Raw genomic sequence first — 19,048 nt, 5'->3', positions numbered from 1 at the left:
AATGTCCCTACTATGCTGCGCAACTCTGAATTGCGTCAACAGAATTTTGCACTTTCAATCCCCGGCGCCCACAGCATATGGCGTTCATGCAACGCGAAGCCGCCCGATGTGGACGGCTCCGCGCCCGGGCCGGTGGCGCCGGTCCGGGCTCAGACCAGCACGAGGCTGCTGTCGAGGCCGCTGACGTAGCCCGACAGCGTGATCTCGAAATCCGCCACGGCGTCTGCGTCGACGGAGCCGCGCAGCAGCGTGTCGCCGCCGCTCACCACGTACCACGCGCTGTTCGCCGCGGCGGTGGTGCCGCCCCAGGCGCCGAGACCGGCGATCCCGGTGAGGTCGATCGCGTCGGCGCCGGTGAAATCGGTGATCTCGTCGCCATCGGCCTCCGACGCAGCGGCGAAGAGGAACGTGTCGGCGCCGTTGCCGCCGGTGAGCAGATCGGCCCCGGCACCGCCGTCGAGCGTGTCCGCGCCGTTGCCGCCGCGCAGGTCATCCGCGCCGCCGCCGCCGAAGAGCCTGTCGTTGCCCGCCCGGCCCCGCAGCAGGTCATCGCCGGTGCCGCCGATGAAACTGTCCGTCCCGGAGCCGCCGTCGAAGCGCAGGCTGTTGCCGGCGGTGGCGAAGAGCCAGCCCTCCAGCGCCGACGAATCACCCTCGCCGAGCCCGAGCAGCACGTCGTTCACGATGTTGCTCGCCCCGGTGCCGGAGAGGCCGAGCCCCTCGAGCGCCACCACGCCGCTGCCGAGCGTGGGCGTGCTCATGGCGATGCCGGTCCCCGAGCCGAGGCTGAGGTCGGTGCCGAAGCTCAGCGTGTCGAGATCGCCCTCCAGCACATGGCTGGAGAAGGAATAGGTGAGCGCGCCGGTGGCGACCAGCGCCTGCGCGGCGCTGCCCTGCTCCTGGATCGACCAGGAGGCGTAGGGGGCCAGGACCCCCTCGAACCACCCGCGGTTGTCGGAGCCGAAATCCGCTGCGAAATCGGCGAGATAGGCGTTGAAGTCGAGACCGGTCGAGGTCTGTACGCTGATGTCGATGACGGCCATGGCCGTGTTCTCCCTCTGTCGGGGGGTGCGCCGTCGCGGCGCGGGAAGAGGCTGGAGAACTGGGCCCTGCCGCCCGCCGCAGGGCGGCGGGACCGGCGCGAGGCCTGGCGCATCTGGCGCGAAGCCCGGCGGCGGAACAGCCCCCGGACGCGACACAGACTATACGCGCGGCACGCCGGATCAACCCCCTGCCGCGGGCAGGGGCACGTCGCGCCCGCGGCGCCGCGGCTTGCCCGTGCCGGCGTTTCGGCGTATTGGCGCGGCGAAACCGGCAGGAGAGCCCCGATGACGCGCGCATTCATGATCGGCATGCTGGCCATGGCCCTCGTGGTGGTGGCCTCGAACATCCTGGTGCAGTTCCTGCTGGGGGACTGGCTCACCTGGGGCGCCTTCACCTACCCGTTCGCCTTCCTGGTGACCGACCTCACCAATCGCACGCTGGGCGCGCGCGCCGCGCGCCGCGTGGTGGCCGGCGGCTTCGTGATCGGGGTGGCCTGCTCGCTGGTGGCGAGCCAGCTCACCGGGCCGGAGGGCTACCCGCTCACCACCTTCCGCATCGCGGCGGGCTCGGGGCTGGCCTTCCTGCTGGCGCAACTCGTCGACATCGGCGTGTTCGACCGGCTCCGGGCGGGAAGCTGGTGGCGCGCGCCCTTCGTCTCATCGCTCGCGGGCTCGGCGCTCGACACGCTGATCTTCTTCTCGGTGGCCTTCTCCGCGGCCCTGTCCTTCATCGACCCCGCCGAGGACGTGTCCTGGGCCGCCGAGCGCCTGCCGCTGCTCGGCGCCGGCCCCGAGGTGCCGCTCTGGGTGAGCCTCGCCTCCGCCGACTTCCTGGTGAAGATGGCGCTGGCCCTCGTGGCGCTCATCCCCTTCCGGCTGCTGATGGGCCTGATCGCGGCGCGCCGGGCCGCCTGAGCCCGCTTTACGCTGCGGCGCGAAAAAATCGCTTTGAGATCCGGGCGAGCGCGTCCATGCTGTGAGTCCGGATCAACAATCGAAAGGAGGTGACCATATGTCTAGTGGGACAGTCGCCCATAAGTCGTTGGTTTTCCACGTCTTCAAAGGGGCGCGTCACACTTCGCTGTGACATGCGGCGCACCGGTGACCCCGCGCGGGTCGCATGTCGTCAGCACAGGTTGCAGATGATGCAGCCGGGCCCGGTGCCCGGGAGGCTCCACGAGGCCCCCGGCGCCGGGCTCTCTCTTTTCCGGGCGCCGCGCCGGCGCCCGACCGCGGCTCAGAAACTCGCCGCGAGGCCGATGCCGAAGCCCTGGAGCACCTCGCCGCGGGTATAGCGCGCCACCAGCCGCACCTCGCGCACAACCGGCACCCAGGTCTGCGAGACATTGAACTCCACCCCCAACCCCACCTGCATCAGCCAGTCGGTGCGCAGGATGTCGCCCTGGTCTCCCGGCAGCCAGGCGGCGGAGAATTCGGCCACCCCCCGCAGGGGGCTGCCGAAGACATGCAGGCCGGTCGGCACGCGCTCGCGGGTCCAGAGCGCCAGCGTCTCGGCCACCGCCTCGCCCACCACGTGGCGGTCGCCGCCGATGGGGGTGAGGTGGATGCGCGTGTAGCGCAGCGAGACGTCGGTCTCGTAGTCGCCCCATTCGCGGTTGTACTCCAGCACCACCGAGCCGCCGAGTCCGCCGGCCGTGAGCCCGCCGTCGCGCAGGAAGCGGGTGTCCTCCGCGCCCAGCTTGTCGGCGATGAAGGCGGCCACCACCGCGGTGTCGCTCGCGATATAGCCCAGCGAGACATTCATCATCGGCCGCAGCACCAGGTCGTCGGTGAGCGAGATGTCCCAGCCGATGCCGCCCGTGGCGGCGAAGCCGGTCCATTTCGGGCTTATCGGCGCGCTGCGGTCGCCGTCGGTCACGAGGTAGGAGGGATCGTAGCGCGTAAAGCCCAGGTAGCCCTCGAGATAGAGCGGGAAACTGCTGCTCACCGTGAAGCCGCCGCCGAACTGGCTCGCCGCGAAGTCCGGCCGCCCGTTCGGCCGGGTGCCCGTGTCGAACACGAGGGTGCTGGCGGTCTCGCTCGGCACGGCGGTGATGCCGAGGGTGGCCAGCGCGCCGGAGGCCTGGCGCTCCACCGAGAAGGCGACGATGTCCTCGATCTCTGCACCGCGGCCGTCACCCGCCGTGACCAGGAGGACAGGCAGGGCCAGCACTGCGCCGGGCCAGGTGCTGAGGTCGGGCATCGGTATCCTTCACGCGGGGAGCAAAGGGGATGGAAAGAGCCTAGCGCACCCCCGGCCCTCCGTCGAGCCGGCGATGCCGCCCCGCCGCACAACGCGCGCGAGACGTGCATCGCCCCGCGCGCGGCGGTTGCGCTTGCGGCCCGTGCCGATGCCCCCGATCGCCTTCAGCGTGGTGCCGCCGGTGCCGCGGCGAAGGCCGGCCGCCCGAGCGGCATCTCGGGGGCATGCGCGCCGCGACCCTGCTCGCGGTCTTCGCGGTGCCGGCGCCGGCCGTCATCGCCCGCAGGCCGGAAGCGCGGCGCCGGAGGGGCCGGACGGCCGTCGCTGCTCCCGGCGGCAGCGCAGGGCGGCGCTGCACCGCCCGGCCCTGCTCACTCGGCGGCGAGCGAGGCCGGGGCGGGCGTGTAGTTCAGGATCGGGGCCAGCCAGCGCTCGGCCTCCTCCACCGCCATGCCCTTGCGGGCGGCGTAATCCTCCACCTGGTCGCGCTCTACGCGGGCGACACCGAAGTAGTAGCTCTCCGGGTGGCCGATGTAGAGGCCCGAGACCGACGAGCCCGGCCACATCGCGTAGCTCTCGGTAAGCTCCACCCCGGTGGCGGCGGTGGCGTCGAGCAGGCGGAACAGCGTGGTCTTCTCCGTGTGGTCCGGCTGGGCGGGGTAGCCCGGCGCGGGGCGGATGCCGTCATAGCGCTCGGCGATCAGGTCTTCCGGCGAACACCCCTCGTCCGGCGCGTAGCCCCAGAGCTCGGTGCGCACCATCTCGTGCATGCGCTCGGCGAAAGCCTCGGCGAAACGGTCGGCCAGCGCCTTCACCAGGATGGAGGAATAATCGTCGTTCGCCTTCTCGAAGGCCTCGGCGATGGCGATCTCCTCCACCCCGGCGGTGACGACGAAGCCGCCCACGTAATCGGGCGCGCTGCCCTCGGGCGCCACGAAATCGGAGAGCGCCACGTTCGGCCGGTCACCGCGCTTCGCGGTCTGCTGGCGCAGGGTGTGCAGGGTGGCGAGGGTCTCGGCCCGGTCCTCGCCGGTGAAGAGGCGGATGTCGTCGCCCGTGGCGTTCGCCGGCCAGAAGCCCACCACCGCGCGCGGGCGGAACCACTTCTCCGAGATGATGCGGGCGAGCATCTCCTGCGCGTCGGCGAAGAGCTGCCGCGCCGCCTCGCCCTGCGCCTCGTCCTCGAGGATCCGCGGGTAGACGCCCTTGAGCTCCCAGGTCTGGAAGAAGGGCGTCCAGTCGATGTAGCGGGCGAGCTCGGCGAGGTCCCAGTCCTCGAACACCTTCGTGCCGAGGAAGGAGGGCGCGGCCACCCGGTAGCCGGAGAAGTCGATCTTCAGCGCGTTGTCGCGCGCCGCCTGCAGCGAGATGCGCTTCTTGGCGAGCTCGGCGCGGGCGTGCTTCTCGGCCACCTCGGCATACTCGGCCCGCACGCCCTCCACGAACTCCGGCTTCTGCCGCTCGGAGAGCAGCGAGGAGACCACGCCGACAGCGCGGCTCGCGTCGGTCACGTAGACCGCCTGGCCGCGGTCGTAGCGCGGGTGGATCTTCACCGCGGTGTGCACGCGGCTGGTGGTGGCGCCGCCGATCAGCAGCGGCACGTCGAAGCCCTCGCGCTCCATCTCGGTGGCGACATGCACCATCTCGTCGAGCGAGGGGGTGATGAGGCCGGAGAGGCCGATCACGTCGACATTCTGCTCGCGCGCGGTGGCGAGGATCTTCTCCGCCGGCACCATCACCCCGAGGTCGATGATCTCGTAATTGTTGCAGGCGAGCACGACGCCGACGATGTTCTTGCCGATGTCGTGCACGTCGCCCTTCACGGTGGCCATGAGCACGCGGCCGGCGCTCTCGCGCCCGGAGCCGCCGGAGAGGCGCTTCTCCTCCTCCATGTAGGGCAGCAGCACGGCGACGGCCTGTTTCATCACCCGGGCGGATTTCACCACCTGGGGCAGGAACATCTTGCCGGAGCCGAACAGGTCTCCCACCACGTTCATGCCGGCCATCAGCGGGCCCTCGATGACATGCAGCGGGCGCTCGGCGGCCTGGCGGGCCTCCTCGGTGTCGGCGTCGATATACTCGGTGATGCCGTTGACCAGCGCGTGCTCCAGCCGCTTCTCCACCGGCAGCGCGCGCCAGGAGAGGTCCTTCTCCCGGCCCTTCGCGCCGCCCTGGCCGCGGTAGCGCTCGGCGATCTCGAGCAGGTTTTCCGTGGCCGAGCCGCCGTTCGCGGGGGCGCGGTTGAGCACCACGTCCTCGCAGGCCTCGCGCAGTTCGGGGTCGATCTGGTCGTAGACCGCGAGCTGGCCCGCGTTCACGATGCCCATGTCCATGCCGGCCTGGATGGCGTGGTAGAGGAACACGGCGTGCATCGCCTCGCGCACCGGCTCGTTGCCGCGGAAGGAGAAGCTGAGGTTCGAGATGCCGCCCGAGACATGCACATGCGGGCAGTCGCGCATGATGCGCCGCGTGGCCTCGATGAAATCGACCCCGTAGTTGTCATGCTCCTCGATGCCGGTGGCCACCGCGAAGACGTTGGGGTCGAAGATGATGTCCTCGGGCGGGAAATCCGCCGCCTCGGTCAGCAGCCTGTAGGCGCGGGTGCAGATCTCCACCTTGCGGTCCTCGGTGTCGGCCTGGCCCTGCTCGTCGAAAGCCATCACCACCACGGCGGCACCGTAGGCGCGGCAGAGGCGGGCGCGCTCGAGGAAGGCGTCCTCGCCCTCCTTCATCGAGATGGAGTTCACGATGGCCTTGCCCTGCACGCATTGCAGGCCGGCCTCGATCACCTCCCACTTGGAGCTGTCGATCATCACCGGCACGCGGGCGATGTCGGGCTCGGCGGCGATGAGGTTGAGGAACTCGACCATGGCGCGGGTCGAGTCGATCAGCCCCTCGTCCATGTTCACGTCGATCACCTGGGCGCCGTTCTCCACCTGCTGGCGGGCGACATCGAGGGCGGCGGCGTAATCGCCGTTGGTGATGAGCTTGCGGAAGCGGGCCGAGCCGGTGACGTTGGTGCGCTCGCCCACGTTCACGAAGGGGATTTCCTGCGTGAGGGTGAAGGGCTCGAGCCCGGAGAGGCGCATCAGCGCCGGCTGCTCGGGCACGGCGCGCGGCGGGTGGCGGCGCACCGCCTCGGCCACGGCGCGGATGTGCTCGTAGGTCGAGCCGCAGCAGCCGCCGACGATGTTCACCAGCCCCTCGGCGGCGAACCGCTCCACCTGGGCGGCCATGGCCTCGGGGCTCTCGTCGTACTCGCCCATCTCGTTGGGCAGGCCGGCGTTGGGGTATGCGCAGATCAGCGTGTCGGCCACGCCGGAGAGCTCGGCGATATGCGCGCGCATGGCGCTGGCGCCCAGCGCGCAGTTCAGCCCCACCGAGAGCGGCCGGGCGTGGCGCACCGAGTGCCAGAAGGCGGTGGGTGTCTGGCCCGAGAGGGTGCGGCCGGAGAGGTCGGTGATCGTGCCGGAGATCATCACCGGCAGCCGCTCGCCGCGCGCGGCGAAGAGCTCCTCGCAGGCGAAGATCGCGGCCTTGGCGTTGAGCGTGTCGAAGATGGTCTCGATCAGCAGGATGTCGGCCCCGCCCTCCACCAGCGCCTTCGCCTGCTGGCCGTAGGCGATGCGCAGCTGGTCGAAGGTCACGGCGCGGTAGCCGGGGTTGTTCACGTCCGGGCTGATGGAGGCGGTGCGGTTGGTCGGGCCCAGCGCGCCGGCGACGAAGCGCGGCCGGCCATCCTCCGCCGTGGCGCGGTCCATCGCCCGGCGGGCGAGGCGGGCACCTTCGAAATTGAGCTCGTACACCGCCGCTTCCATGCCGTAATCGGCCTGGGCAATGGTGGTGGAGGAGAAGGTGTTCGTCTCCACGATATCGGCGCCGGCCTGCGCGTAGAGGTAGTGGATCTGCTCGATCGCGTCGGGCTGCGTGAGGTTCAGCAGGTCGTTGTTGCCCTGCTGGGGCTTGCCGTCGCCGTGCAGGTGGTGGCAGCCGCACTGGCCGCCATGCCCGCCCCCGTGCCCTTCCCCGTGCCCTCCGCCGTGGAAATCATCCTCCGACAGGCCGAGTTTCTGGATCTGCGTGCCCATGGCACCGTCGAGGATCAGGATGCGCTCGCGCGCCGCCTCGGCGAGGCGGGCGAAGACGGGCGACAGGAGGGGGCTCTTGCTGGACATGGTCAGCTCGGTCTCCGGTTCGGGGCGCAGAAGGGCCTTCCTTACCCCGGATTGCCGCTGGCAACCAGATTCATAATTCTCATCATTTTCATGAGTTCGGCTCCGAGGTGCCGGCAGCGGGCCCCTGCAGGGGGCCGGGCCCCGCGGCGGGGGCCCGGCAGGCTCAGCGCATCTGCAGCACGATCGGGTTCGGGCTGGCCGGGTCGGTGCGGGCGCGCAGCTCGGCCACTTCCTCCGGCGTCACCGCGTCGCCGTGGTTGCCCCAGGCGTTGCGGATGAAGCTCAGCAGCTCGGCGATCTCGCGGTCGTCGAGCTGGTGGCGGTAGGAGGGCATGCGGTAGCTGTCGGGCACGCCGCCGGCCACCACCCGCATCGAGCCGTTGAGCGTCACGTTCACCGAGGAGGCGGCCTCGGGCGCGAGCGAGGAGGCCGCCCCGGCCAGCGGCGGGATCCAGGGCGCGCGGCCCATGCCGTCGGTGCCGTGGCAGGTGGCGCAGCTTGCCATGTAGGTCTGCGCGCCGGCGTTTCCGGCCCGCCGGGTCACGCTCAGCCGGTCGACGGTGGAGGCATCGTAGCGCCAGGGGGTGCCGTCACGCTCTTCGTCGCCGGGGAGCGACTTGAGGTAGCGGGCGATGGCGTACAGGTCGTCGTCGGTCATGAACTGGGTGGAGTTGTTGAACGCCTCCGCCATGGTGCCGACGACCACGGCATGCGCGTTGCGCCCGTCGCGCAGGTAGGCGACGATCTCGTCCTCGCTCCAGCGGCCGAGGCCGGTGTTGTGGTCGTTGCGCAGGCTCGGGGCATACCAGCCGTCGAGCAGCGCGCCGGAGAGATAGGTGTCGTCCGAGCTGTCGAGCCCCTTCTCCTGCATCGCGAGGCCGCGCGGCGTGTGGCACGAGCCGCAGTGCCCGGGCCCCTCGACCAGGTAGGCGCCGCGGTTCCAGGCCGCGTCCTGCTCGCCGTCCGGCGCGTAGGGCTCGGTGGGGGCGAAGGCCAGGCTCCAGACCGCGAGCGGCCAGCGCATGTTCATCGGCCATTCGATCTCCGAGGGCGGGTCCTCGGTGGCGGCGGGCTCCACGGCGGTTGTGAAATAGGCGTAGAGGGCGCGGATGTCCTCGTCGGAGTACTTGGCGTAGGAGGGATAGGGCATCGCGGGGTAGAGATGCGTGCCGTCCGGGGTCACGCCCAGGCGCACCGCGCGGTCGAAATCGGCGAGGGTGTAGCCGCCGATGCCGTGCTCGGGGTCGGGCGTGATGTTGGTGGTGTAGATGGCGCCGAGCGGTGTCGCCATCTCGAGCCCGCCGGCGAAGGGCGCGCTCTCGGGCGTGCTGTGGCAGGCGACGCAATCGCCCAGCCGGGCGACGTATTCGCCCCGGGCCACGAGCTCGGCGTCGGCGGGCGCGGCGGTCTCGCCGTCGAAGGGCGAGCCGGGGGTGCGCAGCACCACCCAGGCAAGGCCGGCCGCGACGACCAGCGCCACCGCCAGCAGGTATCTTAGAAATCTGAGCACGGGTTTTCCGTTTCTGGCTGTATCCGGGCAGGAAAGGGGCCCGCGCCTGAAGCGCGGGCCGGATGGCGGCAACCCGCGCACGCGGCACGGGCCGGAAACTGGCAGCCCGCGTGCGCTGCGGGCCGGCGCGGCGCCTCAGGTGGCGAAGCTCATCCGCGAGAACGGCATGGCCTTAGGCCGCTGGCCGGTGAGCCGCGCCACCGCGTTGGCCACCGCCGGCGGCACCGAGGGCAGGCCCGGCTCGCCGACCCCGCCCATCTTCGCGCCGCTCTCGATGATGCGCACTTGCACCCGCGGCATGCGGTCGGGCGTGAGGATGGGGTAGAGGTCGTAGTTGCGCGCCACCGGCTCGCCCTTCTCGTAGATCGCCTCCTCCAGCATCGACATGGACAGGCCCAGCGCCACGGCGGAATTCACCTGCGCCTCGATGATGGCGGGGTTCACGATGCTGCCCGGGTCCATCGCCTGCCAGACGTCATGCACCCGGATCTCGCCGCCCTCGATCGAGACTTCCGCGATCGAGGCGGTCTCGGTGCCGAAGGGCGAGGCCATGGCGATGCCACGGGCCCGGCGGCTGCCGTCCGGCGCGGTGAAGGGCCCGCGCTGCCAGCCGCCGGAGAGGTCCACCACCGCGTCGAGCAGGGTGGTGAGCCGGGCATTGTCGCGCAGCAGGTGGGCGCGCACCGCGTAGGGGTCCTGCCCGCCGGCATCGGCCATCTCGTCGAGGAAGGTCTCGTAGAAGAAGTCGTTCATCGAGTTGCCGACCGAACGCCAGTAGGCGAGCATCGCCGGGCCCTTCACGTAGCGCTGGCCGATGCGCCGGTTCGCCACCGCGTAGGCCTTGCCGGTGAGCCCCTCGAGCGCCGTCTCGTCGATCTTCTCGGGGTTGCGGCCGTAGACACCTTCCGTCGGGCCCTCGGTGGCGCTGATCGCCTCGATCGCCACCGGCATGCCGTCCGCGCCGAGCGCGCCGCGGAACTGCACCACCGCCATCGGGCGCAGCGGGTCGCGCAGGAACTCCTCCTCGCGCGACCAGATCACCTTCACCGGCCGGCCCACGGCCTGCGCCAGCGCGATCGCCTGCGGGTAGGGCGAGGCGCCCTCGTAGAGGAAGTGCCGGCCGAAGAAGCCGCCCAGCAGCGGCGAGTGGATGTGCACCTGCGCCGGCTCGAGCCCGGTGCGGCGGGCCACGTCGTCGCGGAACATCTCCGGCGCCTGGTTGGGCAGCCACAGCTCCAGCGAGCCGTCGTCGTTGAACTGCGCCAGCGCCGAGGGCGGCTCGAGCTGGCCATGGTGCACGAACTGGCTGCGGTAGGTGGCGGTGACCGTGGTCTCGGCCGCGCCGAAGGCGGCTTCGAAATCGCCTTCCGTCTCGGCCTCGGAGACCGGGCCGCTCTCGGCGGCGAGCTGCTCGGCGAAGGCCTCGGAGGAGAAATCGGCCGGCATCACCCGCAGGGCACTGTCGGCCGGGGCCTCCTGCCAGGTCACCTGCAGGCTCTCGACGGCGCGGCGGGCCCGCCACCACAGGTCGGCCACCACGGCCACGGCGCCGGGCAGCTCGTGCACGGAATGCACGCCGGGCATCGCCTCCACCGCGGCGCGGTTGCGGATGGTGCCCACGCTCATGCCGTAGCGCGGCGCGTGCTGCACGGCGGCCTGCAGCATGCCCTCGACCTTCGTGTCGATGGCATAGATCGCGCGGCCGGTGGACTTGTCGTGCATGTCGAGCCGGGCCACCGGCTTGCCGATCCAGCGGAAATCGGCGGCATCGCGCAGGGTCACGCTGTCGGCGGCGGGCACGGGCAGGTCCATCGCCGCGTCCGAAAGTTCGCCGTAGCCGAGCGAGCGGCCCGAGGCGGCATGCACCACGCGGCCCGGCTCGGTGGTGAGCTCGGAGGCCGGCACCGAGAGCCGCTGCGCCGCCGCCTCGACCAGCATGGCCCGCGCCAGCGCGCCCAGCCGGCGCATGGTTGTGTAGGTGAAGCGCACCGACATGCTGCCGCCGGTGATGCGCATGCCGATGTCCATCACCTTGTAGATGTCGTTCGCCGGCGCGGCCTCGACCACGAAGGTCGCGGGGTCGGCGTCAAGCTCCTCGCCCACGATCTGGGCGAGCGCGGTGTAGATGCCCTGCCCGCCCTCCATGAAGGGCGACATCAGGTGCACCGTGCCGTCGGGCCGGATCTCGAGGAAGGCCGGCACGGCGAGGCTGTCGGCCGCCCCGGCGGCCTGGGCGCGCGCCCGGCCCGAGGGCAGGCCCACGCCGAGCACAAGCGCCCCGGCGGTGGCCCCGGCCGCGCCGAGGAAGCCGCGGCGCGAGAGGTTGACCGTGGTGCCCGCTGAGAGCGAGGCGCCGTGGCGGCGGAGGAGGTCGAACATCTGCGTCATGCCTCAGCCCTCCCGCGTTTCGCCGGCCACGTCGCGGATGGCGGCGGTGATGGCGTTGTAGGTGCCGCAGCGGCACAGGTTGGTCATCGCGGCGGCGATGTCCTCGTCGCTCGGATGGGCGGTCTCCTTCAGCAGGGCCGTGGCGGCCATCACCTGCCCGGACTGGCAGTAGCCGCATTGCGGCACCTGGCGGGCCACCCAGGCCTCGACCACGCGCTGGCCGATCTCGTCCTGCTCCACCGCCTCGATGGTGGTGATCTTCGCGCCCTCGACGCTGTCGAGCGGCGTGACGCAGGAGCGCATCACCACTCCGTCGACCATCACCGAGCAGGCGCCGCACTGCGCGAGGCCGCACCCGTACTTGGTGCCGGTGAGGCCGAGTTCGTCGCGGATGACCCAGAGCAGCGGGGTATCCGGCTCCGAGGTCACCTCGTAGGTCTGGTCGTTGATCTCAATCTGCATGGGTCTACTCACGGGGCTGGGGGCACGCGGCGGGGCCGGCGACGCGGACCGGATTCTGGCTGGACCTCTGCCTGCGGGGGCCTTCGCCCGGACAGGTACAGATGCATGCGCCGCGCTCCGGGGAGAGGGTCCGGGCACGGCAGGGGGAGAGACAGGCAGCACCGGCAGTCCGGCACTGTCGGGGTGCATCATACCGCGTGGTCGCGCGCGGGGGTAGTGGGAGGCGATCATGAGGCTCATGAACCGGCCTCATCAATCTCCGCGTGTCCGGCCGGGCGCCGCCGCAGCCCCGGCGGCCGGGGGCCCGACGCCGCGGGCGATGCCGAGGTGGTCCAGCAGCTCGCTCACCGCGGCGCGCCCGGCCCGGTTCGCTCCGATGGTCGAGGCGGAGGGGCCATATCCCACGAGATGGACGCGCGGGTCTGCCGCCACCTGCGTGGCGAGCCGGCCGGTCATCCTGATGCCGCCTGCGGCATCGGTGAGCCCGAGCGGCGCGAGGTGGGCGAGCACCGGGTCGAAGCCGGTGGCCCAGAGGATGGTGTCGGCCGCGAGCCGCGCTCCGTCGGGCCAGACCACCCCCTCCGCGGTGAGGGCGGAGAACATCGGCCGGGGCGTGAGCACGCCGCGCGCCCGTGCGGCCTCCAGCACCGGCGAGGGCGGCAGGCCGGTGGCCGAGACCAGCGAGCCCGGCGGCAGCCCGGCCCGCACCCGCTCCTCCACCCGGGCCACGGCGGCGCGGCCGTGCTCGGCGGTGAAGGCGCCCTCGTGAAACTGCGGCGGCCGCCGGGTGACCCATGTGGTGCGCGCCACGCGCGAGATCTCCTCGAGGATCTGGACCGAGGAGATGCCCGCCCCCACCACGATCACGCTCTGCCCGGCGAAGTCCTCCGGCCCGCGGTAGTCATGCGCGTGGAGCTGGCGGCCGCGGAACAGGTCGGCGCCCGGGTAGTCCGGCAGGTGCGGCGCCTCCCAGGTGCCGGTGGCGTTCAGCAGCCCCCGGGCCGAGAGCGCGCCGCGGTCGGTTTCCACCCTCAGGCGGTCGCCGCGCGCGCGCACCGCGCGCACCGCCACGGGGCGGTGCACCGGCAGGGCATTCGCCCGCTCGAAGGCCGCGAAGTAGCGCGGCACCGCCTCCGAGGCACGGACATCGCGGCCCTCGGCGCTGCCGGCCGTGGCGGCGAGGCCCAGCTCGCCCGGCAGGTCGTGCACCCCGTTCACGGTGCTGAGCGTGAGCGAGGGCCAGCGGAACTGCCAGGCCCCGCCCGGGCCCGGCGCACCGTCGAGCACGGTGAAGTCACGGTCGGGAACCAGGCCCGCCTGCATGAGGTAATAGGCCGAGGACAGCCCGGCCTGGCCGCCGCCGATGACGACGATATCGAGTTTCGGAATGACGACTGGCCCCTGCGGCACGGCGATGCCCCTCCTGCGCGAGCACGCTCAGGTATGTCCGCCGGAGGGCCCGCGCAAGCCGGAGACGGGCCCCCGCTTCGCCCCGCCGCGCCGGACACCGCGGGACGGGGCCGCCTCCGGGGCCCTATGGGCAGGCAGGCGCACGGGTCGCCCGGGCCGGCGCGGGGGCGGCGGCGGCAGCTCCGGGGGGTTGCGATGTAAACCGATCGTTTTACATGTACCAGCTACCCCCGAATCCCGGAGACACGCGATGGACACGAAATCGAAACTCCTCTCCGCCGCGGAGCAGATGTTCGACCGGCACGGCTACACCGCCACCGGCATGGACCGGCTGACCGCGGCCGCCGGCATGTCGAGCCGGACGCTCTACAAGCATGCCGGCAGCAAGGCCCTGCTGCTGACCGAGGTGCTCGCCGCGCGCGAGAAGCGCTTCATGGCCGGGATGGAGGTGACCAGCGTCGACGCGCTCTTCGTCGCGGTGGAGACCTGGCTGCGCGAGGAGGGCCGGCGCGGATGCCTGTTCCTGCGCAGCCTGGCCGAGACCGGGGGCGACGCGCCCGAGATCGCCGGGGTGGTGCTGGCACACAAGGCCGCATTCCGCGCCCGGCTGGGCGAGATCGTCGCCGCCGAGCTGGGCCCCGGCGCGCACGAAGCGCTGACGGAGCAGATCCTGGTGCTGTTCGAGGGCGCCATCCACGCGGCGGTCTACCGCGGGCCGCAGGCGGCGGCCTCCGCCCGGGCCGCCGCGGCGGTGCTGCTGCGGGAGGCGCGGGCATGAGCCCGGCGCTGCGCATCGGGGCGGTGGGCTTCGGGCTGATCGCGGTCTGCTACGGCTTCGCCCGCTTCGCCTTCGGGCTGTTCCTGCCGCAGATCGACGCCGGGCTGGGGCTGGGCCCGGGGCTGAGCGGGGTGATCTCCGGCGGGTCATTCGCGGGCTACTGTGTCGCCATCATCGCCTCGGCGCTGCTCACCGAGCGGCTGGGCGCGCGCGGCGTGGCGGTGGCGGCGGCGCTGGTGGCGGCGGCGGGCATGGCGGGCATCGCCCTCGCGCCGGCGCCGCTCGCCCTCGCCGCGGCGGTGCTGCTGGCGGGGGCGAGCACCGGGCTCGCCTCGCCGCCCATGGCCGCGGCCGTGGCGGCGGCGGTCCCGCCCGCCCGGCAGGACGCCACCAACACCGCGATCAACGCCGGCACCAGCGCGGGCCTCGCCCTCTCCGGTCTCGCGGCGCTGGCGATGGCCGGGCACTGGCGCCTCGCCTTCGCGGTGTTCACCCTGGTCGCCCTGGGGCTCGCCCTCGCCTCGGCGCGCGCGCTGCCCGCCGCGCGGGGAAAGGCAGCGGGGGGAGAGGCAGCGCCGGCCGGGCTGCCACCGCTCACCCGGCCGCTGCTGCGCCTCGTCGCCGCCGCCTTCCTGATGGGCGCGGCCAGCACGGCGCTGTGGTCGTTCGGCGGGCAGCTCGTGGCGCAGCAGCTCGGCTGGGGCCCGGCAGGCACCGGGCTGCTCTGGACCTGCATCGGCGCGGGCGGCATTGCCGGGGCCTGGGCGGGCAGCCTCGTCGCCCGGTTCGGCCCCGACCGGGTGCACCGCGCCTTCCTCGGGCTGATGGCGGCGGCCATCCTGCTCGCCGGGCCCGCCTTCGCCGCACCGGCGCTGGCGCTGGCGGGGGGCGCGGTGTTCGGCGCCGCCTACGTGATGCTCACCGGGGTCTACCTCGTCTGGGGCGTGCAGGCGCTGCCCGACCGGCCGGCCACCGGGCTGATGGTGGGGTTCCTCACCATCGCCGTGGGCCAGACCGCGGGCGCGCCGGTGTTCGGGCTGCTGCTCGGCACCGCGGGCGCGGGGCCGGCGCTGGCGGGCTTCGCGGCCCTTGCCGGGCTCGCCGGGCTGTTCCGCGCCCGCGACCGGCGCGCGGAGGCCATGGCCTGAGCCGCCCCCGCCGCGCGCTCAGGGCATCCTGCGCGCGGTGTAGCTCTTGCTCAGCACGAAGCGCTCCACGTGCAGCGTGGTGCCGGGGAACAGCGCCCGGAACTCGCGCCTCGAGACCAGGTTGATGCCCTCGGCGAGGGTGCGGCGGGTGTCGAGGTCGCAGTCGCGGTACACCGCCAGCGGCGACCAGCCGATCATCCGGCTGCGCAGGGGCGTCTCGAACCAGTGCATGAACGGCAGGTGGAAATGCGGCTCCACCGGGAATTCCCAGGCCGGGGTCTGCACCCAGCCCGAGCGCCCCACCCGCAGCGCCTCGCGCGCCATCGCGCGCATGCGCGCCCAGCCGCCCACGTGCTCGATGACCGAGTTGGAATGCACGAGGTCGACCGACTTGTCGGCGTAGTGCGCCAGGTCGCAGGCATCGCCCACCACCCGGCGGAACAGGCCGGGCTCGGGCGTGGCGGCGGTATCGGGGCCGAACTCGGCCTCGCTGGTGTTGAGCAGGTCGATGCGGGCGATGTTGTCGAGGCCCACGTTCTCCCAGTAGGCGGCGCGCCCCCCGAGGTCGAGCACGGTTATCTCGCGGCCGAGCTGGCGCGACAGCTCCTCGATCTGGCGCCGCAGCAGCCGGCCGCGCCGCGCCCTGAACCCGTTGACCGACTGGTTGAACCCCATCGCCCCGCTCCCGCCGCCGGAGGAGAATGCATTCCCCAGCCTACCGCGCCGCGCAGGGGTGCCGCGCGCCGCCATCCGGCGGAGGCGGGCATCCCTCCGGCCCCGCGCGCGCCCGGACGGATGCGCCACGCCCCGCGCGCCTGCCCGAACGGGCAGGCAGGGGCGCGCCGCTCTCAGGAGGCGATGGCCCGCTGCGCGGCGGCGCGGCCGAACACCGGCAGCGCGTCGAGCCGGGCCCGGGCCCCCGCCAGCACGCCCTGCGCCGTCTCCGCCCGCGCGAGGCCCTCGAGACAGAGGAACTGCGGTGCGCCGATGCCGATGGTGGCCAGCACGTCGGTCAGGTAGCCGGTGAGGTGGTCGGGCTGGCGCGCGCCCGACCCGATCAGCCCGCCGGAGGCGAGCACCACCAGCACCGGCCTGTCGGCCAGCAGCCCGACCTTGCGGCCGTCGCGGAAGCCGAAGCTGCGCCCGGCCCGCAGCACGAGGTCGATCCACAGCTTCAGCGCCGCGGGCACGGTGTAATTGTGCATCGGGGTGGAGATCACCAGCGCGTCGGTCTGCTCCAGCTCGGCGATGAGCGCCTCGGAGCGCCGGAAGGCCGGGGCCTCGGGTCCGGCGCCGCCGATGATGGCGTGGGCATAGGCGGCGTCCACCGCCCCGAAACCGCCGCGGGAGAGGTCCCGGGCGAGGAGGCGCAGGCCGGGGTGGGCGGCGCGCAGGTTGTCCACCGCGCGCAGGGCGAGGGCATGGCCCCGGGCATCGGCGCCCAGCGGGCTCGCGTTCAGAAGCAGGACGGATTTCATCTCGGGTCTCCGGAATGGGCGGGACCGCGGCGCGCGGTTGCGCACCCTGCCCCGGGGGGAAAGAGGGAAAGGCGGGGCCGGCCTCAGTGCAGGGCGACGCCGCCGAGCTTGTCGGGATTGCGGGTGATGTAGAGCGCCACGATCCGGCCCTCGACGACCTCCAGCGCGGTGGTCTGCAGGTTGCCGTCGAGACGGCTCACGAAGCCGGGCAGCCCGTCGATCATCGTGGCGCCGAGAAACTCCATCTGGCTGCCGAACTTGCGCTGCAGCCCGAGGAACAGCCGCACCAGGTTGTCGGCGCCGCGGATCACGTTGGGGTAGGAGAGCACCTTGCCGCCGCCGTCGGACTGCAGGGTCGCGCCCTCGGCCAGCATGGCGCCCAGCGCCGTCGCGTCGCCGGAGCTGCAGGCGTCGAAGAAGGCCCGCACCAGCTCCTCGCCGGTGTCGCGCGGGATGTCGTAGCGCGGCCGGTCGACCTGCACGTGCCCGCGCGCCCGGGCGGCGAGCTGGCGGGTGGCCGCCGGGCTGCGCCCGATGGTGCCGGCCACCTCGTCGAGCGGCTGGCCGAAGACGTCGTGCAGCAGGAAGGCGGCGCGCTCCAGCGGCGAGAGCCGCTCCAGCGCCATCATCAGCGACAGGGTGAGATTGTCCGGGCGCATGGCGTCGTCCTCGGCCTCGATCAGCGGCTCGGGCAGCCAGGTGCCGGGATAGGTCTCGCGCCGGGACCGGGCCGATTTCATCTGGTCGAAGCACAGCCGCGACACGGTGCGGGTGAGCCAGGCAGCGGGAACACCGATCTCCTCGGCCCGATCCCCGGCCCGGTGCCAGCGCAGGAAGGCCTCCTGCACCATGTCCTCCGCCTCGGCATGGCTGCCGAGCATGCGGTAGGCGAGGCGCAGCAGCCGGGGCCGCTGCTCCTCGAAGATGGCGGTGGCGTCAGGCCGCATCGGCCCGCGCCCCCGGCAGGGTGGTCGGGTGCGGCACGCGCAGGCCGGCCTGCACCCGGTTCCACAGGTTGATGGCGCCGATCGACAGGGTGAGCCAGGCGCGCTCGTCCACGTCGAAGGCGGCCTCGACCTGCGCCCAGTCCGCGTCCGGCGCGCCGGTTTCGGACAGGAGGGTGAGCGCCTCGGTCCAGGCCAGGGCGGCCCGCTCGCGCGCGGAGTAGAGGCTGCTTTCGCGCCAGGCCGGCAGCATGTGCAGGCGCAGCGGCGTCTCGCCGTCCTTCAGCGCCTCGGCGACATGCATCTGGATGCAGAAGGCGCACCCGTTGATCTGGCTCGCCCGCAGCTTCACCAGGTGGATGAGCGAGGCCTCGAGCGTGCTGGCGCCGATCGCCGCCTCGACGGAGAAGAGCGGCTCGAAGCCGGCGCGGGCGCGTTTCATGTGGTCGGTCATGCGGGATGTCATGGCAGGGTCTCCTTGCTTGTCTGATACCCGTATGACGAGCCAGCCCCGCCGGATGTGACACGGCACGCAAAAAATTCCTTCCCGGGCGGGCACCCCGCGCCCTGCCTGCCGCGCGGGTCCGGCGCGGACAGCGCCTCAGCCCCCGGCCGGAGGGGCATCCCCCGCGGCGAAATGAGCCTGCTGGTCAGCCAGGGCCTTGCGGAAGGCGGGGCGCGCGCAGGCCCGCCCGACATAGGCCGTGAGCGCGGCATGGGGCGCCAGCGCGCCCAGTTTCGCGGGCAGGCGCAGCGCATCGGCCATCACGATGTCGGCGATGGTGAACTGCCCGGCCGCCAGCCACTCCCGCGTGCCGAGGCCCGCCTCCAGCCGCGCGAGGCGCTGCTTCAGCCAGCCGTCGAGCGGGTTTTCCTCCGGCCGCGCCAGGCCGATGAACCACCAGGGCACGCTCACCATCTCGAGCGAGTTCAGCGCCGCGAAGAGCCATTGCAGCGTCTCGGCCCGACCCGCACTGTCGCGCGGCATCAGCAGGGGGGTCTTCTCGGCAAGGTGCAGCAGGCAGGCGCCGCTCTCGAACAGGCAGGTGCCGCCGTCCTCGAGGAAGGGCACCTGGCCGAAGGGCTGGCGGGCAAGATGCTCCGGCCCCCTTTCGTCGAAGGGCACCGTGGCGATGGCATAGGGCAGTTCCGCCTCCTCCGCCGCCCAGCGCAGCCGGATGTCGCGCACATGACCGACCGGCCCCGGCGGCACGCGGTCGAAGGTCCAGATTGTCAGGTCACCGGTCATCGCGCGGCCTCCCCGACCGTTCGCCCGAGGCTAGCACAGCCGCCGCCGGCCGCGCGAGCCTCTCGCGAAGGCAGGGAGCGGGCGCCGCGCCATCCGGTGCAGACGCTTCCGCGACCGGTCGGGGCCTCCCGCAGCGGACCCCGCGCGCAGAAGCCGGATCCTCCGTCACGGGTGCGCCGCGGCGCCGGCGAGCCCCGGCCCGCGGGCCGGGCGCGCGGGGAAGGCTGGCCCGATGCCGCCCGCGCTGCCCCGGCGCCGCC

General features: G+C 72.6%; 15 protein-coding genes. 3 read left to right on the top strand and 12 right to left on the bottom strand.

From position 1 onward, the window contains the following. Positions 1 to 149 precede the first annotated feature (149 nt). Positions 150 to 1,043, bottom strand: a complete 894-nt coding sequence (locus D3P35_RS16890) for a calcium-binding protein (RefSeq protein ID WP_118135923.1) — start codon at positions 1,041 to 1,043, stop codon at positions 150 to 152. 285 nt (positions 1,044 to 1,328) lie between these two features. Here D3P35_RS16890 and D3P35_RS16885 point away from each other — a divergent pair, with 285 nt between their 5' ends. After that, positions 1,329 to 1,958 (top strand): queuosine precursor transporter, encoded by a 630-nt coding sequence (locus D3P35_RS16885; RefSeq protein ID WP_118135922.1) that lies wholly within the window; start codon positions 1,329 to 1,331, stop codon positions 1,956 to 1,958. 322 nt (positions 1,959 to 2,280) lie between these two features. Here D3P35_RS16885 and D3P35_RS16880 read toward each other — a convergent pair whose 3' ends face one another. The 6 genes from D3P35_RS16880 to D3P35_RS16855 all read right to left on the bottom strand — a co-directional run bounded on the left by D3P35_RS16880 (position 2,281) and on the right by D3P35_RS16855 (position 13,191). Continuing rightward, positions 2,281 to 3,246 (bottom strand): hypothetical protein, encoded by a 966-nt coding sequence (locus D3P35_RS16880; RefSeq protein ID WP_118135921.1) that lies wholly within the window; start codon positions 3,244 to 3,246, stop codon positions 2,281 to 2,283. 371 nt (positions 3,247 to 3,617) lie between these two features. Beyond that, complete coding sequence (metH, locus tag D3P35_RS16875) at positions 3,618 to 7,421, bottom strand: methionine synthase (RefSeq protein WP_118135920.1); 3,804 nt, start codon at positions 7,419 to 7,421, stop codon at positions 3,618 to 3,620. Positions 7,422 to 7,584: 163 nt separating this feature from the next. Beyond that, a complete protein-coding gene (locus tag D3P35_RS16870) occupies positions 7,585 to 8,931 on the bottom strand; it encodes a cytochrome c (RefSeq protein WP_118135919.1) in 1,347 nt (448 codons plus the stop codon). 135 nt (positions 8,932 to 9,066) lie between these two features. Continuing rightward, complete coding sequence (locus tag D3P35_RS16865; protein WP_232830529.1) at positions 9,067 to 11,319, bottom strand: molybdopterin cofactor-binding domain-containing protein; 2,253 nt, start codon at positions 11,317 to 11,319, stop codon at positions 9,067 to 9,069. A gap of 3 nt (positions 11,320 to 11,322) precedes the next feature. Beyond that, positions 11,323 to 11,781, bottom strand: a complete 459-nt coding sequence (locus tag D3P35_RS16860) for a (2Fe-2S)-binding protein (protein ID WP_118135918.1) — start codon at positions 11,779 to 11,781, stop codon at positions 11,323 to 11,325. 252 nt (positions 11,782 to 12,033) lie between these two features. Next, a complete protein-coding gene (locus D3P35_RS16855; RefSeq protein ID WP_118135917.1) occupies positions 12,034 to 13,191 on the bottom strand; it encodes an NAD(P)-binding domain-containing protein in 1,158 nt (385 codons plus the stop codon). A 250-nt stretch (positions 13,192 to 13,441) separates the two neighbouring features. On the opposite strand from D3P35_RS16855, the gene D3P35_RS16850 reads away from it, so the two are divergent. Together D3P35_RS16850 and D3P35_RS16845 are read left to right on the top strand one after the other, a co-directional pair. Then, a complete protein-coding gene (locus D3P35_RS16850) occupies positions 13,442 to 13,969 on the top strand; it encodes a TetR/AcrR family transcriptional regulator (protein ID WP_118135916.1) in 528 nt (175 codons plus the stop codon). Further along, positions 13,966 to 15,117 carry an MFS transporter gene (locus D3P35_RS16845; protein ID WP_118135915.1) on the top strand — a complete coding sequence of 384 codons (1,152 nt, stop codon included), beginning with the start codon at positions 13,966 to 13,968 and terminating at the stop codon, positions 15,115 to 15,117. The genes D3P35_RS16850 and D3P35_RS16845 overlap by 4 nt, the downstream gene beginning before the upstream one ends. Before the next feature lie 18 nt (positions 15,118 to 15,135). Here the strand turns inward: D3P35_RS16845 and D3P35_RS16840 are convergent, their stop codons facing one another. The 5 genes from D3P35_RS16840 to D3P35_RS16820 form a co-directional block, all read right to left on the bottom strand. After that, entirely contained in the window at positions 15,136 to 15,792 is a 657-nt protein-coding gene (locus D3P35_RS16840) for a methyltransferase domain-containing protein (RefSeq protein WP_118135914.1), read from the bottom strand. Between the two features lie 173 nt (positions 15,793 to 15,965). Next, the gene (locus tag D3P35_RS16835) at positions 15,966 to 16,595 is read right to left on the bottom strand and encodes an FMN-dependent NADH-azoreductase (RefSeq protein WP_118135913.1); all 630 of its coding nucleotides are present in this window, start codon (positions 16,593 to 16,595) and stop codon (positions 15,966 to 15,968) included. Between the two features lie 83 nt (positions 16,596 to 16,678). After that, entirely contained in the window at positions 16,679 to 17,542 is an 864-nt protein-coding gene (locus D3P35_RS16830) for a sigma-70 family RNA polymerase sigma factor (RefSeq protein WP_118135912.1), read from the bottom strand. Continuing rightward, the gene (locus tag D3P35_RS16825; protein WP_118135911.1) at positions 17,532 to 18,005 is read right to left on the bottom strand and encodes a carboxymuconolactone decarboxylase family protein; all 474 of its coding nucleotides are present in this window, start codon (positions 18,003 to 18,005) and stop codon (positions 17,532 to 17,534) included. Before D3P35_RS16825 ends, D3P35_RS16830 begins: the two co-directional genes overlap by 11 nt. A 135-nt stretch (positions 18,006 to 18,140) precedes the next feature. Continuing rightward, positions 18,141 to 18,788, bottom strand: coding sequence for a glutathione S-transferase family protein (locus tag D3P35_RS16820; protein WP_118135910.1), 648 nt, complete (start codon positions 18,786 to 18,788; stop codon positions 18,141 to 18,143). Positions 18,789 to 19,048 lie beyond the last annotated feature (260 nt).

It is taken from the genome of Oceanicella sp. SM1341, assembly GCF_003448965.1.
Lineage (GTDB): Bacteria > Pseudomonadota > Alphaproteobacteria > Rhodobacterales > Rhodobacteraceae > Paroceanicella.
The sequence above is the reverse complement of the archived record's forward strand: the minus strand, read 5'-3'. Positions and strand labels throughout refer to the sequence as shown.

Excerpts from the sequence above, each read along its gene's own strand:
- D3P35_RS16880 (WP_118135921.1), bottom strand. The coding sequence starts at position 3,246 with ATGCCCGACCTCAGCACCTGGCCCGGCGCAGTGCTGGCCCTGCCTGTC.
- D3P35_RS16865 (WP_232830529.1), bottom strand. The coding sequence starts at position 11,319 with ATGACGCAGATGTTCGACCTCCTCCGCCGCCACGGCGCCTCGCTCTCA.
- D3P35_RS16850 (WP_118135916.1), top strand. The coding sequence starts at position 13,442 with ATGGACACGAAATCGAAACTCCTCTCCGCCGCGGAGCAGATGTTCGAC.
- D3P35_RS16860 (WP_118135918.1), bottom strand. The coding sequence starts at position 11,781 with ATGCAGATTGAGATCAACGACCAGACCTACGAGGTGACCTCGGAGCCG.
- D3P35_RS16820 (WP_118135910.1), bottom strand. The coding sequence starts at position 18,788 with ATGACCGGTGACCTGACAATCTGGACCTTCGACCGCGTGCCGCCGGGG.
- metH (WP_118135920.1), bottom strand. The coding sequence starts at position 7,421 with ATGTCCAGCAAGAGCCCCCTCCTGTCGCCCGTCTTCGCCCGCCTCGCC.
- D3P35_RS16885 (WP_118135922.1), top strand. The coding sequence starts at position 1,329 with ATGACGCGCGCATTCATGATCGGCATGCTGGCCATGGCCCTCGTGGTG.
- D3P35_RS16835 (WP_118135913.1), bottom strand. The coding sequence starts at position 16,595 with ATGAAATCCGTCCTGCTTCTGAACGCGAGCCCGCTGGGCGCCGATGCC.
- D3P35_RS16890 (WP_118135923.1), bottom strand. The coding sequence starts at position 1,043 with ATGGCCGTCATCGACATCAGCGTACAGACCTCGACCGGTCTCGACTTC.
- D3P35_RS16825 (WP_118135911.1), bottom strand. The coding sequence starts at position 18,005 with ATGACATCCCGCATGACCGACCACATGAAACGCGCCCGCGCCGGCTTC.
- D3P35_RS16830 (WP_118135912.1), bottom strand. The coding sequence starts at position 17,542 with ATGCGGCCTGACGCCACCGCCATCTTCGAGGAGCAGCGGCCCCGGCTG.
- D3P35_RS16840 (WP_118135914.1), bottom strand. The coding sequence starts at position 15,792 with ATGGGGTTCAACCAGTCGGTCAACGGGTTCAGGGCGCGGCGCGGCCGG.
- D3P35_RS16845 (WP_118135915.1), top strand. The coding sequence starts at position 13,966 with ATGAGCCCGGCGCTGCGCATCGGGGCGGTGGGCTTCGGGCTGATCGCG.